This is a genomic window from Hallella mizrahii (genome assembly GCF_009695775.1).
GTDB lineage: Bacteria > Bacteroidota > Bacteroidia > Bacteroidales > Bacteroidaceae > Prevotella > Prevotella mizrahii.
On the sequence record NZ_VUNG01000015.1, the window covers coordinates 1 to 17,724 of the forward strand.

General features: G+C 51.2%; 15 protein-coding genes and 1 pseudogene. 5 read left to right on the forward strand and 11 right to left on the reverse strand.

What is annotated here, in order from left to right; translation table 11 throughout:
• Together FYJ73_RS15695 and FYJ73_RS07165 are read left to right on the forward strand one after the other, a co-directional pair.
• Positions 1–267: pseudogene (locus tag FYJ73_RS15695) on the forward strand (metallophosphoesterase); the annotation flags it as partial.
• Positions 248–925 (forward strand): hypothetical protein, encoded by a 678-nt coding sequence (locus tag FYJ73_RS07165; RefSeq protein WP_154534035.1) that lies wholly within the window; start codon positions 248–250, stop codon positions 923–925. The pseudogene FYJ73_RS15695 and the gene FYJ73_RS07165, both read left to right, overlap by 20 nt.
• Before the next feature lie 204 nt (positions 926–1,129).
• Here FYJ73_RS07165 and FYJ73_RS07170 read toward each other — a convergent pair whose 3' ends face one another.
• The 8 genes from FYJ73_RS07170 to hemE form a co-directional block, all read right to left on the reverse strand.
• Positions 1,130–2,074 carry a bile acid:sodium symporter family protein gene (locus FYJ73_RS07170; protein ID WP_154534036.1) on the reverse strand — a complete coding sequence of 315 codons (945 nt, stop codon included), beginning with the start codon at positions 2,072–2,074 and terminating at the stop codon, positions 1,130–1,132.
• 461 nt (positions 2,075–2,535) lie between these two features.
• Positions 2,536–3,432, reverse strand: coding sequence for an Rpn family recombination-promoting nuclease/putative transposase (locus FYJ73_RS07175; RefSeq protein WP_154534037.1), 897 nt, complete (start codon positions 3,430–3,432; stop codon positions 2,536–2,538).
• Positions 3,433–3,627: 195 nt separating this feature from the next.
• On the reverse strand, positions 3,628–4,965 hold the full coding sequence (gene gdhA, locus FYJ73_RS07180) for an NADP-specific glutamate dehydrogenase (RefSeq protein ID WP_154534038.1): 1,338 nt from the start codon (positions 4,963–4,965) through the stop codon (positions 3,628–3,630).
• A 211-nt stretch (positions 4,966–5,176) separates the two neighbouring features.
• A complete protein-coding gene (locus FYJ73_RS07185; RefSeq protein ID WP_154534039.1) occupies positions 5,177–6,439 on the reverse strand; it encodes a dicarboxylate/amino acid:cation symporter in 1,263 nt (420 codons plus the stop codon).
• Between the two features lie 398 nt (positions 6,440–6,837).
• Positions 6,838–7,068 carry a hypothetical protein gene (locus FYJ73_RS07190; protein WP_154534040.1) on the reverse strand — a complete coding sequence of 77 codons (231 nt, stop codon included), beginning with the start codon at positions 7,066–7,068 and terminating at the stop codon, positions 6,838–6,840.
• 143 nt (positions 7,069–7,211) lie between these two features.
• Complete coding sequence (locus FYJ73_RS07195) at positions 7,212–8,201, reverse strand: hypothetical protein (RefSeq protein ID WP_154534041.1); 990 nt, start codon at positions 8,199–8,201, stop codon at positions 7,212–7,214.
• A gap of 400 nt (positions 8,202–8,601) precedes the next feature.
• Complete coding sequence (locus FYJ73_RS07200; protein WP_154534042.1) at positions 8,602–8,757, reverse strand: hypothetical protein; 156 nt, start codon at positions 8,755–8,757, stop codon at positions 8,602–8,604.
• Between the two features lie 106 nt (positions 8,758–8,863).
• Positions 8,864–9,898 carry a uroporphyrinogen decarboxylase gene (gene hemE, locus FYJ73_RS07205; RefSeq protein WP_154534043.1) on the reverse strand — a complete coding sequence of 345 codons (1,035 nt, stop codon included), beginning with the start codon at positions 9,896–9,898 and terminating at the stop codon, positions 8,864–8,866.
• Positions 9,899–10,062: 164 nt separating this feature from the next.
• Here hemE and FYJ73_RS07210 point away from each other — a divergent pair, with 164 nt between their 5' ends.
• Together FYJ73_RS07210 and FYJ73_RS07215 are read left to right on the forward strand one after the other, a co-directional pair.
• A complete protein-coding gene (locus FYJ73_RS07210) occupies positions 10,063–12,120 on the forward strand; it encodes a TonB-dependent receptor (RefSeq protein WP_154534044.1) in 2,058 nt (685 codons plus the stop codon).
• A gap of 31 nt (positions 12,121–12,151) precedes the next feature.
• Positions 12,152–13,426, forward strand: coding sequence for an MFS transporter (locus FYJ73_RS07215; protein ID WP_235899276.1), 1,275 nt, complete (start codon positions 12,152–12,154; stop codon positions 13,424–13,426).
• On the opposite strand, the gene FYJ73_RS07220 is transcribed toward FYJ73_RS07215, so the two are convergent.
• The 3 genes from FYJ73_RS07220 to hemN are packed head-to-tail and all read right to left on the reverse strand — an operon-like array spanning position 13,380 to position 16,915.
• Positions 13,380–14,186 (reverse strand): uroporphyrinogen-III synthase, encoded by an 807-nt coding sequence (locus FYJ73_RS07220; RefSeq protein WP_206081722.1) that lies wholly within the window; start codon positions 14,184–14,186, stop codon positions 13,380–13,382. The genes FYJ73_RS07215 and FYJ73_RS07220 overlap by 47 nt on opposite strands.
• Position 14,187: 1 nt before the next feature.
• Complete coding sequence (gene hemG, locus FYJ73_RS07225) at positions 14,188–15,549, reverse strand: protoporphyrinogen oxidase (protein ID WP_154534046.1); 1,362 nt, start codon at positions 15,547–15,549, stop codon at positions 14,188–14,190.
• A 1-nt stretch (position 15,550) separates the two neighbouring features.
• The gene (hemN, locus tag FYJ73_RS07230) at positions 15,551–16,915 is read right to left on the reverse strand and encodes an oxygen-independent coproporphyrinogen III oxidase (RefSeq protein ID WP_154534047.1); all 1,365 of its coding nucleotides are present in this window, start codon (positions 16,913–16,915) and stop codon (positions 15,551–15,553) included.
• A gap of 293 nt (positions 16,916–17,208) precedes the next feature.
• On the opposite strand from hemN, the gene FYJ73_RS07235 reads away from it, so the two are divergent.
• The gene (locus FYJ73_RS07235; RefSeq protein ID WP_154534089.1) at positions 17,209–17,679 is read left to right on the forward strand and encodes a C-GCAxxG-C-C family protein; all 471 of its coding nucleotides are present in this window, start codon (positions 17,209–17,211) and stop codon (positions 17,677–17,679) included.
• Positions 17,680–17,724: the final 45 nt, after the last annotated feature.

Here is a 17,724-nt window from a genome sequence, read left to right on the forward strand (position 1 = left end):
CTTGCTTTTGACCGGACTGTGTTTGTCATGCATGCCTGTCCCGGCAGTGATCAGTTCAATAATAATGTAAAAGGGATGTTTGACTATGTCATTAAACTTTTTCCGGGATTACAATGTTGCATCTATGGTCATGATCATTCCCAGACTGCTGCTGACCTTTTCCATGATGGTGTCATGTGGTATGGCATTGATGCAGCCGTACACCGTAATTATCAGATTTTCACCTTCACCCCTAACGGCTACCGCTATGAGACAGTGTATTATTAAGATAAATGAAAGAAGAAAGATCTTCTTGTGGCTTTTGTTGCTGTTGTTTTGTGGCATGCCGGCTACGACGAGCGGACAGGACAGTATCTCTATAAGCAGCTACGACCGCCGGGTGAACCGTATGCGTCATTATTGGGCAAGTCTGATACCCACGCAGTTTGTTATTCAAAACGCTGGCAATATGGGTTTGGTATCTGCTGGAGTAGGTTGGTCGTATGGCAAAAGGAGTCAGTGGGAGACACAGATACTATGGGGATTTATTCCCCGATACAGCAGTTCGCATGTCCATCTGACTAATACGTTGAAACAAAACTATATACCTTGGAGTGTGAGCTTCAACAACGTTGTATCGCTGGAGCCGCTTCTGTCCAGCGTCTATCTTAATACAGTCTATGGACATGAGTTTTGGCGAAGTCAGCCCGGGCGCTATCCCGATAAATATTACGAAGCCCTATCCACCAAATTCCGTCTGAACGTGGCTGTAGGGCAGCAATTAACATTCAGTTTCAATCCGGAGAAAACCTATTTTAAGCGTGTTAAGCTGTTCTATGAAATCGGCTCGTGCGACCTTTATATCCGTTCGCTTTTCATGGGGACTGACATTTCTTTTTGGGATATACTCGGGCTATCATTAGGCATAAAACTGGAGATGCTATAAAACCCTCCGATGCGCTGTTCTTATAGTATATACGGTCTCGGTGAGTAAGTCTTCGCGTCCTGTTATGTCTTCGGTTGTAACCACGCAAACATCATGTACATTGCTACAGATAGTATGGGGCTGATGCGATTTCCGGAGCGAGTATTGGTGAATCATGCCGGCCTGCAGGCCGGTCGTTCATACTTGCCATTTCTGCATCATTGTTTACTTTCCCGTACCTACCTCCTGCTTACGGGCGTATATCTTGGCAACGACGGCACCGCTGACGTTGTGCCACACAGAAAAGACTGCGCCGGGGACGGTGGCCATGGGATACATGGCAAAGTGGACGGTAGCCAGTGAGCTGGCCAGACCAGAATTCTGCATACCCACCTCTATGGAGATGGCGGAGCACTTGCTATGGGGCAGGTGTAGCAGTCGTCCGACAAGATAGCCCATACTCAGACCACAGATGTTGTGCAGCATCACCACCAACACGATGAGCATGCCGCCGGTGAGCAGCTTCGGTGCGTTGGCACTGACGATGATGCCTACAATCAGTGCTATCATTACTGAAGAGAAGGCCGGAAGGAATCCCGCCATTCGTTGGGTTTGATTGGGGAAAAGCTTCTTAAAGACAAAGCCAAGGATGATCGGCAGGATGACCACTTCGATGATACTGAGAAACATGCCGATGGCATCGACATGCACGCGCTCGCCGGCATAGAGAAGCGTGAGCAATGGCGTGAGAATTGGTGCCAACACTGTGCTGACCGTGGTCATGCCCACCGACAGTGCCAGGTCGCCTTTTGCCAGATAGGTCATCACGTTTGAGGCTGTGCCGCCGGGGCAACAGCCTACGAGGATGACACCGATGGCCAACTCGTCGCTGAGCCCGAAGGCGTGTGACAACAGAAAGGCAGTCAAGGGCATGATGATGAACTGAGCCAGGCTGCCGATGATGATGTCTTTCGGCCGGGTAAAGACAACTTTGAAGTCATGCGGATCCAAAGTCAATCCCATGCCGAACATCACCAGACCGAGCAGTGGGGTGATCCAGGATGTGGATATCCAATGGAATGAAGACGGCACGGTAAGAGCTATCGCGGCAACCACGATGACGATCAGTGCCATGTACTTTGAAATGTAATTACAGATTTTGCTTAACATTGTGCCTTGTCTAAATATTGATTTACGTGGGGGACTTCGCATCATTCTTTATTCGATGGTAATGCTTTCTCTATTTCTTCCACTCTGTCTCCCAAAATTAACTATGCTTTCTTAAGGACATTGCAAAAATACGAACTTTTTCGGAGAAAATATCATTTCTTCTTCGTTGAATTACGTTATAGGGTAAAGCTATGAAACAATGCTGTCGCCAAGATTAATTCCTACATGGCTGTGGAGCCTCCTATAAGCCGAATGGAATCATGATGTAAATAGCAAGTTCTCATACAATAGAATGCTTGCGGTTGTTCACCATATTCAAAAAAGCAAGTCTGCTATGCATGTGATGCTTAGCAGACTTGAAGTTATATTCTTGACCAATCATTTTTATTCGATGCTCTTAATGATAGTGTTGTACTGAGCTATCAGGGCATAAGCCTCTTTTGAATTGGAGAAAAGTATGATTACAAGCGGGTAATTTCCTCTGTGGATAATCCTGTCGCTTGGGCTATTGTTTGGATATCCACCCCCATCTCTTTAAGTCGTTGGGCAACGGATTGCTTTCCTTCCGCTCTTCCTTCTGCTCTTCCTTCCGCTCTTCCTTCTGCTCTTCCTTCTGCTCTTCCTTCCATTTTTGCGGTATCCAGTACATCGTTTTGAACCATGATGTTGTCAATATGGCGGTCATATGCTTTTCGCTCAGCTTTATCCATCTTCAAATATTGAAGTTTTTGTCGTGCTTCTTGAAGACCGGGGGCAGTTGTGTCTTCTTTGATATGACCATTTTTGAGATAGTCTATCCATTCCTCGAGAGGTGTCTTTGCTACTTTGTTGAACTCATTGACTCTGATGATGAAATATTCTGGGAAAATCTCATCGGGTGTCTTAATCTTTATGAGTCCTTTGTCTCGTGTGTTGATCTTCAGAGTATCTTTTGTGTGTACCCCGATCAATGATGTCTGTCCATGATAAAGATAATCAGCACCTTGCCCAAGGTCAAAATATAAGATGCTAATGGAATACACTTTCTTGACTTTGTCGTATTTGTCACCTAAAGAAATATGCTCGGTAATAGTTTTGGCTACACCATAGAGGACTCGCTCCAGATAGTACAACTCACGAGCCTGTTGTATCTCGACAAGAATGATCTCGTCTTTACTGTCACGCGCTTTAATATCCACGCGATTGAATTTGTCGTCGGATTCCTCTTGATTGCTTTCACTTTCCAGAATTTCGATGATGTGGACAGGCTCGTTGAGAAGAACGGTAATCAGTCCTTCGAATACCCCAAAGTTTGCTTTGTCGCGCAGCATTCGTTTGGCTGCCCAGTCAAAACGGATGAATTTGTTGTCGTCTTCCATGTCGTTGTCTTTTTGTGGCAAACTTACGAAAAAAAAATGATATGAGGATGGAAATGCTCTCTTTTTATTGATGTCTTGGCGTATTAGTCGTGATAGGCCATAGTGTTATCTTCAAACAAAAAAGTCTGCTATACACGATCAGATGTGTAGCAGACTATATGATTCGCTTTTTATGTCGATTGCTTTTTATGACTTTTATACGATGCCCTGAGCCATCATGGCGTTGGCGACCTTCATGAATCCGGCCACATTGGCACCCCGCACATAGTCGATGTATCCGTCGGGCATGGTGCCGTACTTGACACACTGCTCGTGGATGGAGTGCATGATATAGTGGAGTTTATCGTCAACCTCCTGGGCACTCCAGTGCAGACGCATGGAGTTTTGGGTCATCTCCAGTCCTGAGGTCGCCACGCCACCGGCGTTGACAGCCTTGCCCGGTGCGAAGAGCTGATGAGCCTTGACGAACTTCTCCACAGCCTCGGCCGTGCAACCCATGTTGCTCACCTCGGCGACGCAAACCGGATGGCTGGCCAGGATGCGGTCAGCATCGTTGCCGTCGAGCTCGTTCTGTGTGGCGCAGGTGAGATAGATGTCGGCTTTCTGCTCCCACGGCTTCTTGCCGGCGAAGAACTGTGCGCTCTTGAACTGCTCAGCGTATGGCTCGCAGATGTCCTCGCCGCTGGCGCGCAGCTCGAGCATGTAGTCGTTCTTCTCGCCGCAGATGCCTTCGGGATCATAGATATATCCATCGGGTCCGCTGATGGTGATCACCTTGGCGCCGAGCTGTGTAGCTTTCTTCACGGCACCCCAGGCCACGTTGCCAAAGCCCGAGACGGCGACCGTCTTGCCCTTGATGTCGATGTCGTGGGTCTGAAGCATCTGGTTGACGAAGTAGAGTGCGCCGAAGCCAGTGGCCTCCGGGCGCAGAATGCTGCCTCCCCATTCCATGCCCTTGCCGGTGAGCACGCCTTGGAACTGATGAGTGAGCTTCTTGTATTCGCCGAAGAGATAGCCGATCTCGCGACCGCCCACGCCGATGTCGCCGGCCGGAACGTCCTCGTCGGGACCGATATAGTGGTAGAGTTCCTGCACGAAGCTTTGGCAGAAGCGCATCACCTCAGCGTCGGAGCGGCCGCGGATTGAGAAGTCGGCACCGCCCTTGGCACCGCCCATAGGCAGCGTGGTGAGCGCGTTTTTGAAGGTCTGCTCAAAGCCGAGGAACTTCATGATGCTTAATGTCACGGAAGGATGGAAACGCAGTCCGCCCTTATAAGGACCAATGGCGCTGTTGAACTGCACACGGTAGCCCGTATTGACGTGCACCTCGCCCTGATCGTCGGTCCAAGGCACGCGGAACATGATCACGCGCTCCGGCTCAACGAGGCGCTCGATAATCTTGGCCTTCTCAAACTCAGGATGCTGATTGTAGACATCATGAATAGAGATCAGCACTTCTTTCACAGCCTGCAGAAACTCCGGTTCAGCGGAATGCTTCCACATGAGTCCTTTCAATACTTGTTCAACTTCCATAGTAGTAAACTTGTTTTTAGTCTTAAAGGTTAATCGGGTTGGATACTCCCGGTGTTGTTTCATTGTGTCATTCTGACGGTGCAAATATAGGATTTATTTTGTAAACGGCAAAGGAAAACAGGGATAATTTTGCTTAAAAAGTATCGTTTTGCTTAGTTGCTTGGAGCGTGTGCGCAAACGTCAGTTGTCATGTTCTTGGTAATAGAAGCTTTCATCGGTGTAGCTCTCCTTTCATGTCTTTGTCCGTCATGGCTGCTACGCAGGAGTCTGACCATACATTCTCGGCAGTCTCCACCATGTCGATGATGGTATAGATAGGCAGGATGATGCCCATGATGCCGACGGGAGCACCCTGGCCGGTCATCAGCGAGAGGGTGAGGAAATAGCAGCCCATGGGCACACCGGCATTGCCGATGGCGGAGATCACGGCGATGACGAGCCACAGCAGCATCATCGGAAGGGTGAAGTGAGTGCCGCCGTTCTGCATGACAAAGAGCGAGGTGACAAGGATAAACGCCGCACAGCCGTTCATGTTGATGGTGGTGCAGATGGGCAATACGAAGCGCGAGACCTTTGGCGCAACGCCGGCACGCTTCTCCGCTGTGTCCATGGTCACGGGCAGTGTGGCAGCCGAACTCTTCGTGAAGAACGCCATGAGCACGGCGGGCAGCATACGGCCTAAATGGCGCACGGGATTGATGCCGCGGGCCAATAGGAAGAGAGGTAGTACAACGAAGAACTGCAACACGTTGCCGCCAAGGATGACAGCGATATAACGGCCCAGAGAGTCGGCGACAACACCGGCCGACACTTGTGCGCTGAGCTGTGCGGCAAAGGCGAGGATGCCCAGCGGCAGAGCCCAGATAAGTGCGCGGATGAGCATGAAGAGGATGTCCTGCAAACCAAGCAGCAGGTTCATCACCGTGTCGCGGCGTGGGCTCACCGGCATCTTGGCCAGGGCGATGCCTACAGCGGCGGCTACAAGGAGCAGTGAGAGCACGTTGGCTTCAAGGAAAGGCTGTACGAGATTGTTGGGAACCACAGCGAGAATATGGTCGTAGTAGGTTTCTCCGCCCAATGTCTTCGGGATGGCTCCTTGTCCTCCTGCCACCATCTGCGCAGGCAGGTTACCTGGTCGGATGAGCAGGTAGAGGATGAGACCTACGGCAGCGGCGGCAAAGGTGGTGAGCAGTGTATAGGTCACGGCGTGGCGGAAGATGCGTCCCGTATCTTTCTGTGTGCCGATGGAGGCCAGTGTGGTGGTGATTGCCAGCACGATGGTGGGCACGGCGAGGAACTGGAACAGGCGGGTGTAGACAGTAGCGACGAACGTCATCAAGGCGTCTAATCCGTGCAGGCCCAGTGTGCCGAGCACAGCGCCCACGGCGAGGGCTCCTATCCACAGCACGAGCTGTCGTCGGTTCTTTACGATGTTCTGAGTGGCTGGTGCGTTATCTTGATTTACTTTATTCATAGAGAAATCCCTTTTTGCTATGCTAACGCAGAGGGATAGGAAATATTTTATAAACAAAACCTTAATTATGTTGCTTGGTAACTGATATTTCCTTATCTTTGCAATATGAATAACAAAAGGAAAACGTAGAATGAAAAGTAGAATATTATGGTAGGGACTGATTTATTTTTGCTTGCCGTGTTGGCGATGATAGGAGCTTGGACACTATACTTCCACATTCAGGACAAGAAGGAAGAGAAAAGAAAGCAGAGAGAAGCGAAGTGAGTTCATTCTTGACTGCATGACTCTCCTGCGAGAGTTACATGAGACTTTGTCTTTGTATCAATAAGCATTAGGGGAGAAGTTTGTTTAGTAGTTGTTCTTGTAGCAATTTGTATCCAGAACAATATTTCTTTGGCTCATGGTTTTTCGTAATGAGTTCGTAGATTTTCTTTGCTCATCTGCTGAAGTTTCTCCTCGCTCCATTCGCCGGAATCCCATAATTTGTCCAATTCCTGTTGTAGGCGATTGTTGACGAAATCGATCAGAACTTTGCGCAAGGCCTTGACGTCTTCGTCGGATTTGAGCAAGGACACAACGTTTAGTACGTCGCGCTGAGCTTGATTGAATTTTATAACTTGTTGCGGCATAAGCGTTCTCCTTATATTATATAGTTGTTGCAAAGATAAGAAATATTTTTCAATGCATCACATTCTTGTTCATCTTTTTTTCATCACAACAATTCATTCTTGTTCGCCCATCTTTTCAAATGCTTGATATGAAATGGAGATCTTTATCTGAATGGCGTTCTTTGCCACAGCAGTGCCATGCGGTGCACGAGGAAGTGCCTGACATCGGTTCTTGCGCAGATCAGCAGGTAAGCGGCGCCGGTCGAGGCAAAGACGGGAAAAAGCAGCACGTTGCCGGGTATGACAAAAGGCAGCAGGCTGATGGCGGCGATGGGTGGCATGATAATATGCAGGCGGCTCATGACAAAGAGTGACAGCAGTAGTGTCAGCGGTAAGACAATGAAGAGCGGCAGACCCGCATAGTCGGACAGAACTATGCGACCAAAAACGCCACAGCATGCTGAGAGAATGATGGTGGTGAGCACACGACGGGGATGGCGGTGCAGGCGGTCACCGGGCTGGCAGAGCGAAACGAAGACGACGAGTAGGGGAGGAGCGATAAGCGTGCTCTTGTGGAGAGATTCAGCCAAGGCCAGCAGCGGCAACGCTCCCATCCACATCAGCAGCCAGTGACGTGCGCGGCCGATGGAGAAACTGTGGTGGGAAGAAGGTAGGGGCGCCGAAGGACATCTCCATTTTTCACGGTTTATGAGGGAAGAGAGCAGTGTGACGACAAGCGACAGCATCAGCACGCTCAAGGGATAGTTCCACGACGTGGTGTGCAGTACGATGGGCAACAGACAAGTGGCAAGACTGGGAAATAGCGTGGCACGGGTCAATAGCAAAAGCGCACCGGTGAAGAGAAAACCCAGCGAGAGCACAGTGACGGGGTAGGCGCTCAGCCATGTGAATAGCAATGTGCCCATGAGAGCCGACAAGGCCAGCAGCCCTGGTATCAGCCAAAGCGACACGTGCCAAGGACGCTGTTTCTTGACGATCAACCCTAATGCCAGCGCTGCGGCAGACGGATAGATCACCGCGCGGTCTTGAAGCGACGTGGCGGCGACTCCCATTACCGAGATGACTGCGAGGGCGAGTACATAGCGGATGATAATCGTTTTCCGGCAATCTGAATATTCATTGCGTGATGCCATTTTGCTCTTCCTTAATTATGCGGGGAGGTACAGCGGATGACGCTCAGTACCCTCCTTGACGAGTCTGCCTTCCCCCCAGAAACTGCGTTATCCATTACTTGGTTTTGTACTCGCTCAGGCCGAACAGGGTGCACATCGTCTGGCGCGTGATGTAACGATGCTGGGCAAGGGCTTTGGATCTCTTTCTCCAGTTGCTCGGCAGTCATTGCCGCCTTGCTTCTTAGTTGTATGTAAGCTCTTTCCTGGCCGGTACCTTGGGAGTTGGCAATAGTGTGTATCTCGTAATTGATTTCCATTTGTATCTTTGACGATTATTTGGCGCAAAGATAATCAAACTTGGTGAGAAACAAAAGTGATATGCTTAAAAAAGAGACTTGTTGACGCGAGAAGGCTTCTCTTATTATCCGTGACGGTCGTTTTGGTTATACGTGGCGAATGCCGAGGATATGCAGAGCGACCGCCACAGATAACCGTAGCGACCGCCACGGATAATCGCGAAATCACGCTGTCTGTATTTTGAAACGTTAACGGTGGTCAGGTCACAGGCTATAACCATTGAAGTATCGCAACTTTGTAATCAAAAACGACATAAGAGGAGCAGGAGATATTTATGAGTAAGCATCCAGAAGCATCATGTGATGCCAAAGCCGCATGGCGGTTTGTCACCAATGGGCCTGTTTGACCCAATTGACGACAAACGCCACGTTCTCCGCTGGAATGTCCTTTGTCAGTCCATGTCCGAGATTGAATATCCAGCGTGGATGCCGGCGGAAAAAGGAAATGTATTGTTCGAGGTGACGGGCTATGACAGGTTTGGACGCGTGCAGCAGACGTGGATCCATGTTGCCCTGCAAGCCCATGGAGGGATGGAGCAGGGAGCAGGCCTCGTCGAGGGATGTCTGCCAGTCTATGCTGACGGTATCGCAGACATCGGGAGTGATCATCGGCAGACCGGCACCAATGCCTTTGGGAAAGAAAATGGTGGGCACTCCTAATGAGCGGACAGCCGACAGAATACGTCTGACCGAGGGAAGGAAGAGTTCGCGATAGAGATTGTCGGGCACTACTCCGGCAAAAGACTCGAAGAGTTGGAAGACTTCTATGCCATGCTGAACCTGACCTGTGGCGTAGATGATGCTCATCTCGGTGAAAGCATCCACAAGGAGCTCGGTAGTCCGGCGATGGGTATAGAAATATTTCACGGCCTCCGTAAATCCGTCTTTGCTGCCATTACCCTGAAGCATGTAGCAAAGGCAGGTGAGCGGACCTCCGCAGAAACCGATGAGGGGCACCACCCCGTGCCGCTTTTTCTGGAAGCTGTCTATGGTGCGGAACGACTGCTCCAATATAGAGGTGTCGGTTTTTAACCTGCTGCAAGGGTCGTCGTAGCTTAGCAATGGGCGAGGCATCTGTGGCCCTTGTCTCGTCCATTCTACTTGCAAGCCCATTGCCATGGGGACTATCAGTATGTCGCTGAAAAGAATAGCAGCATCCACTCCCCACGTGTCTACGGGCAGTAGTGTCACCGTGGCGGCCAAGTCGGCATTAGCCATGAGTTTCTTAAATCCGTACTGGGCTGAAAGCTCCCGGTAGCGGGGCAGCACACGTCCTGCTTGTCGCATGAGCCACACGGGCGGACGCGACACCTCCCGACCGCAAAGCGTGTCGAGCAATAGTGTATTTCTTAGTTTTTCCATCGAACCACAAAAATAATGACTTCCCTGGAGACATACAATCCTCACTTATAAGGATTTTCATACTGACTGTCTTGCAATTTCCTTATAAATTAGGATTGTATGGGAAATATCTTTCAAGTATCTTTGCAGCCACACAACGAAATGAACTAACAAAACCATACACGATGTTCAACGAGATACTTTTATTATCACTTTCACTAAATGCTACACCCGACACGCCGGTAGACACCACTACATATAAAAAGGTGGATCTGGGCGAGGTAGTGGTCACAGATTACAAGCAAAACCGCAGAAACCTCACGATGACAGCCATGTCGCGCGTTGACAGCCGGCTGCTGCAAGACCAGCAGGTGGTCAGTATCAAGGAACTGTCGGCTGTCGTGCCCAACTTCTTTATGCCCGATTATGGCTCGCGTGCCAACACACCTGTCTATATCCGAGGCATCGGTGCCAAGTCAAAAGGCTCTGCTGTAGGCTTCTATGTGGATGGCGTGCCGCACTATGAGTCGTCAGCTTTCGATATAGACCTGAGCGACATTGCCGCCATTGACGTGCTCCGCGGCCCTCAAGGCACACTCTACGGACGCAACGCCATAGCCGGCATCATCAACGTATATACCCACAATCCACTCGAATACCAGAACACACGCGTCAAAGTGGGATACGGCAAGTACAACGACGTGACCGCGCAGATGTCCAACTATACGAAATTGAATCCTCATTTCGGCTTCAGCGTAGCTGGATCGTACCATCACAACGACGGCATGTTCTACAACGCATACCTTAAAGATAAGGCTGACGACATAGACGAGGGAGAAGGACGCATCGGCCTTTACTGGAAACCGACTGACCGTTGGTACCTCCGACTGAACAGTACGCTGTCGTATAGCGATCAGGGCGGATACCCATACGCTCCTTACAACGTGGAGAGAAACAGACTGGAGGATATCAACTACAACCGTTACAGCCTCTTCCGGCGACTCATCTCTTCCACGGGATTCAACGCGCGCTACACCAACGACCGTATCAGCTTCAACAGCCAAAGCTGTTTCCAATATATCAAGTCGCACCAGGCTATCGATCAGGACTTCACCATCGAGGATAAGTCATTTGTCGAGAACAACTATCACGAGCGCATGTATTCGCAGGAGTTCACATTGAAGTCTAACAACGACTCCCGTTACCAGTGGATTACTGGCCTTTTTGGCATGACGATGCAGGTCGACCAGTTCATACAGAACAATGCCTTCTCGGCCGGCACCGCCACTCCCACCGACAATGTCAATCCCAAATCATCGCTGGCATTCTACCACCAGAGCTCTTATAACATTTGGCGGGGACTGTCGGCCACTGCCGGCGTGCGTTTTGATTATGAACACTCCAAGTCGGACTATCACCGCGAGAAACTCAACCTCGGCACAGGTGCTTCCTCACCGATGCTCGATTTTCACAGCACCGCCAACTTCCGGCAGTTCACCCCGAAATTCACCTTGCAATACCTCACAACCCATCGCTTTCTCTACTATGCAAGCATCACACGCGGCTACAAGCCCGGTGGATTCAACGAGAGTGCCAAGGAAGCTAATGAGCGTTCCTATGATCCGGAGTACAGCTGGAACTATGAGGTTGGCGCACGTACCGTTTTTCTCAATGGACGGCTGACGGCTGAGTTTGACATCTTCTATATCGACTGGCGTGACATGCAGGCTACCTATACCATTCTGGGACAGGGCAACCTCATCACCAACGCGGCGCATGCCAACAGCAAGGGCGCGGAACTGGCGGTGGCCTATCGGCCGCTGAAGGGATTGCTGTTCAACCTGAACTATGGCTACACCTACGCCACATACCTCGACTATAAGAAAAGTGAGAAGCAAGACTACACCGGCAACCGGCTGCCCATGGTGCCCAGCCACACACTGGCCGCAAATGGCAGTTATACACTGGAGCCGGCTGGATGTCTCGACAGAGTGACAATCAGTGCCGGCATGACGGGATTGGGACGCATCTACTGGGCCGACGACAATGTGGTGAGCCAGAACTTCTACGCCACGGTCAATGCTAAGGTGAGTCTCACAAAGGGTATCGTCACTTGGGACTTCTGGGGGAAAAACCTCACCGATACCCGTTATATGGCCTACGGCTTCAAGTCTTCAAAGGGCAACTATGCTCAAAAGGGTAAGCCACTGACTTTCGGCACGTCGGTCAGCGTCAATTTCTAATCAAACACAGACTTTTCTTCGCTTATCTCACATGAAACATATAGAAGACCAAACTGTCTGTACGATGGCACCGGCCAAAGGATCTGATGCCAGAACGCTCAATCTCTCTACGTTCCTGTGTCTGTATATTTCCCAGTTCGTACCACAGTCGTTCCTCATGACAACTTTGCAAGTCACCATGCGGCAAGGGCATTATGATCTGCAGACCATCGGCCTGCTCCACTTAGTGAGGCTGCCCTGGCTGCTCAAGTTTCTATGGTCGCCCTATATCGACCGTCACTGTCTGACGGTGGCCGACTACAAGAAGACCATCATCTCCACCGAACTGGTATATGCCCTCGCGCTGGTCTGCGCAGGCTTTTTCGATGTGAAGACAAATCTGATGCTCGTCCTTGTTCTCGTCTTCATCTCTATGATGGCGTCGGCCACGCAAGACATTGCTACCGACGCACTGGCTATCCTCTCATTCAAAAGACGGGATCAGAGCTTGGTCAACAGTATGCAGTCGATGGGAAGCTTTGGCGGCACGCTGGTTGGTGGCGGTCTGCTGCTGATGGTGCTGCACCATTATGGCTGGCATGTGGTGGTGCCCTGTCTGGGCATGTTTGTTGTCTGTATGCTCATCCCGTTGGTGCTCAACAAGCATATCAGGATAGAGGAAGGACAAAAGACCAAGGAGCGTGCACGTCCTTCGGACTTTATATGGTTTTTCTCCCGTCGCAGCATTCTGCCGCAACTAGGCTTTCTTCTGCTTTTCTATATGGGAATCATCGGCATACTCTCTACTGTCCGTCCCTTTCTTGTTGACCAGGGCTACGATATGAAGGAGATCGGTTTCCTCACGGGCATTCTGGGCACTTCGGTTTCTTTTGTCATGGCCTGGTTCTCCGGCGTGTTGGTGCGCAGGGTAGGGATTGCAAAAGTGCGTCTGACGATTGCGGCCCTCATTGTCTTTGGCCCTCTCTACTTTCTTGTCACCAGTTTTCTGCCGTTTAATATCGTAGTATATGTCATCGGTATGCTTTATGTCAAGGCCTGTTACGGACTGGCCACGGTGGTGGTCTATACCTCTGCCATGCAGATGGTACGCCCGGGACGTGAGGGCACCGACTTCACTATACAGGTGGTTATCACCCATCTCAGCGGACTGCTCATTGCTGTTGCTTCTGGCAGTATCGGCAAATATTTCGACTATCAGGGAGTGTACGTGACCGAGACCGCTATCGCCTTGCTTAGTTTCTTCTATGTCCTGATACTGTTCAGACCCAAGAAAGATGGTCTTTCAGATATGCGGCAAACTCTGTGAATGAGTGATAACGGTCAGAGATGATATCGACCGGTAGTCCTTCGCTTTTCGCACACTTGGCTGTGTAGGGACCGAAGCAGGCTATTGGCGTGGAGCTAATAAGAGCCATGCCTTCGGGTGAGGTCTCTACAACTTTTCTGAGCACCTGGGCCTCGCCACCACTGGTTAGTGCCACACAGTCTACGCCCTGCCGGATCAGTGTGTACACGGTTTGCCGTGTTGCGCTGTCGGCAGGGCGTGTGGTATAGGCCGGCACGTAGCACACTTCGCCGACACGGTTGCCTAAGGCCGTAAGAAAGTCGGGTACGGTAGGGGGCTCGCGCATCCCTACTACGCGGGGGCCAAGAACCCACACCCGCTTCTTGTCGGCATCGGGCCTCTCTCCCAGTGCCTTAACGATACCCATCAGACTCGGCTCACAGCCTGAGAGTCCTTGTGGCAGGCTCAACAACGCTGACATCCATGACGCGTCTTTGCCGATGGCTACGTATGTGGCAGCCGGCGGGAGTACGAGGCCCTGCCTTTGGCGCCACAGCGCAGTGGCTTCTATAGCTTTTCTGCTCGTAAAGACCACTATGTCGTCATCGCCTATGGTCGGCAAACTCTTGTGTGCCTCGGCTGCCGTGTCAAGTTCTGTCTTTATCAGGGGCGCGGAGACAGGGGAGAAACTTGGCCCCGTCGGCCCCGACATGGTCAGCAGTGCGTCGCGAAAGCGGCGGGCATACCCTTCGGGTGCTGTTATCAGTATCTTTTTCTTCATGCTATTTCTGGCAGATGGCGTTGGCAACATCGACCGCTTGCTTGATTCTGTCGCCCATGCCGATGCCATCCTTGATATTGCCGGCAATATGCAGTGTGGGATATTGTGCTTGAACAGTATCAATGGCGGTCAGACGGTCGTCGGTATTTTCCATGTATTGGGGGATGGCATGCGGATGTCGGAAGATGCGGATGAGGTCTGCTTGTTTGCCTTTTGGGAATTTCAGCATGTCATGGAGGGCTTTATTGGCAATCTCGGTCAGTTCCTCATCGGTCTTCTGTATGATTTCCGGATGGCGAACGCCCCCTAAGAAACAAGCGAAAAGAGAGCCTCCCTGTGGTGCACGGCCGGTAAAGCAGGCCGACGGCATGAGGATGCCGAGCAGATCTTTGTGCTCCAACGAAGGTATCAAACCGCCAAAGGCATTCCATTGTACGCCGCCGGTGTCGCGGAGTCCTACTGCGATTTCTACTACCGGTGCGTAGTAGAGATTGGAGAGTGTCTTCAGCTGCTTGTCCGGGAGAAAGGACAGTAGCGACGGAAGCGCATAGGCAGGACATGTTGTCACCACATGGTTGGCAATGATCTCGTTTGTTCCCCAGCTGACCTTCCATTTGCCTGCCATCGGCTCCACACGTATGTTGTGGCATCCAAGGGTGATACGTTCGGTGCCGATGCACGTTCCTAAAGCTTCTATGAGTTGACCGAAACCTCCTTTCACCGAGAACACGGCCTTGGTGGCGCGTCGCTCCCTGTCAGTCTTTGGTTTGCGGGCCAGAGCCAGCGAGCCCCGTATGAAACTGCCATAGCGTTGTTCGAGCTGATAGAGTTTCGGCAGGGCCAGTCGGGTAGGCAGCCGGTAGGGATCTCCGGCATACACTCCCGATAGAAAAGGGTCTACGGCATAGTCAACAAACGACTTCCCGAGGCGTCGCTCGGCCAGTTCTCCTATGGTCTCGTTGGGGTTGGAGCCTCGTTTGCGAAACGGTTCGAAGAGAATGCGTAGCTTGTCTGACATTGTGAACAAAGGTGTCGTCAGTGCGCTCAGCGGGCCGGCCGGCAGTGCGTGGAAGCGAGAGCCCTTCCAGATAAGGCGGCACTTGCTTGCCTCGGCTGCTTCTTCCGTCTCGCAGTGACCGCGGAGGTCGTCGAACAGTTCGGCCACCTCTGGATATTTCACTGTGCCCGTACTTGGCCCCTGTTCCATGATGAAGCCGTCGGCCTCTACCGTCTGCATGAGTCCGCCAATGCGGTTGTCGCGTTCCAGAATCTCCACGTCGTGCCCATTTTTCTTTAGTTGCCAGGCACAGGTCAGTCCCGTCAGTCCACCGCCAATGACGATGACCTCTCGATTTCGTTGCATACTATATTGGTTTTGAGAATTTCTTTGTAGTGTGTGACATCAGCGGGTCGAGAGCTGCCGCCACGTTGCGCACGAAAGGATTGCCCTCGCCGGTCATGACGATGCTGTCGGCAGTGTAGTGTAGCACGCCGTCGGCCTGCATGTCAGCCAGTATTGCCTCGTCGTAGCGTACGGTTTGCTTTATCTCTTCAGCATTCATCTTCAGCTCTGCGGCAAGCACGTTCCAATCAATGCGATAGTTGCACATCAGCATCTCGATGACCTCGCGCACCACACGCTCCTGATGCGACAGCCTGTAGCCCCTGCTTACGGGTAGCCGTCCTTGAGCTATGGTCGACACATACTCCTCGATCGATTTCGTGTTTTGGGCGTAGGCCGTGTCGAGTTGGCTGATGCCTGTGACACCGAAGGCGTAGACCTGACCTGTGGTGCGGCGAGTGCAGTATCCTTGAAAGTTGCGATGCAGTTGATGAGCCGTGAGTGCTGTGGCCAGTTCGTCGCCCGGGAGCACGAAGTGGTCAAGTCCCACACTGACATATCCGGCCTCATGCAAAGTCTGCTTAGCGTTTTGGAACATGAGTGCCTTGTCTTCCGGTGTGGGCAGTCCAGCCTTTTCGAGAATGAACTGACGCTTGAAGATCCAGGGACAATGTCCGTAGCTGAATGTAGTTACACGGTCAGGACGAAGTGCTGCAGCCCGTTCGATGGACTGGTTGAAACTGTCTGGGGTTTGCCGGGGCAGACCGAAGAGGAAGTCCATGTTGATGTTGGCACCGGCTTCCCGCAGGATAGCCATAATCTCTTCTATCGGCAGCATGGCAGGCACCCGGTTGACCACTTTCAGCACCGTCTCATCGAAGTCTTGTATGCCCAGGCTGAAGCGGTTGAAGCCAGCCTTCACCAGTCCTTCCCAGTCCCGGTGCGACAGGTATCCAGGATGGCATTCGATGGCAATCTCGGGTTTGTCTATTGTGGGGAACAGGGAGAGCAAATGGTCGTTCAGCTCGTGCAACACTTTCACCGGCATGGCAGTAGGACTTCCGCCACCATAGTGTATCTGTGAGATCTTGCGGTGGCTGTCGATATGTGTGGCCACAAGGTCTATCTCGTGATGCAGGGCTTCGATATATGTATTCACCTGCTCATCTCGCTGCATGGGATACGAGTTGCAGCCGCAATAGTGGCACAGCTGTCGGCAGAATGGCATGTGGATGTAGAATGAAATGTTGTTCTGTCGGGCCCGGTTGCTTTCTGCTATTGCCTCCAAATACATTTCCTGGTCAAAAGTCGTGAAATAGTTGGCGGGCGGATAACTCGTGTAGCGTGGTACAGACACGTTGTACTTTTCTATCAATTCTTTGTCCATTGGATAAAGTGTGTTAACGGGAAGGCAGTTCGTTGACAGGAATGCCTCCCTGTTTATTTTCGTAGTACAAAGTTACGGCTTTTCTTTTTTCTTTGCAATCCTTATTTTTTAGGATACTGCTGTCTATGTCTGTTGGATGGTATATCCGGCTTTTAAGCTGAGCAGTTATGTTGCTGCTATTTTGCGTTAACTCTGGTTAAAGCTGCTGTCGTTATCGTAGAAGTATTGTAACTTTGTAAATAAAAACAACGTAAGAGATACGCAGTATGGAGAAGAAAATTGATGAGCAGGAAATGAACGCTCGTGTGCAATGTGCGGTGGATAACTTCATGCAGGGCTATGGCTGTTGCCAGAGCGTGGTGGCAGCTTTTGCTGACCTCTATGGCTTGGACGACACGATGGCCAAGCGTGTGGCTGCCGGTTTTGGCGGTGGAGTAGGGCGGTTGCGAATGATGTGCGGAGCCGTGTCGGGAATTGTCATGCTGGTAGGCCTGGACTGTGGACAAGCTGAAGGCAGCGACCGCATGGGCAAGTCGCATTGCTATCAAGTGGTGCAGCGGTTGTTGGCAGAGTTCAAGGAGCAGAACGGATCTGTTATCTGCGCTGAGCTGTTAGGACTGAAAGGCCATGATAAGACGATGACCAGTTATGTAGCCTCTCCCCGCACCGCCGAGTATTACAAGACCCGTCCGTGTGCGGCAAAGGTAGAGTGTGCCGCAAAGATCTTTGCAACGTACTTGATGGCGAAGGAGAATAACGAATAAAACATTTTGTACTTGCGATTTTTCTTCTTCTCGGAAAAATTGCGT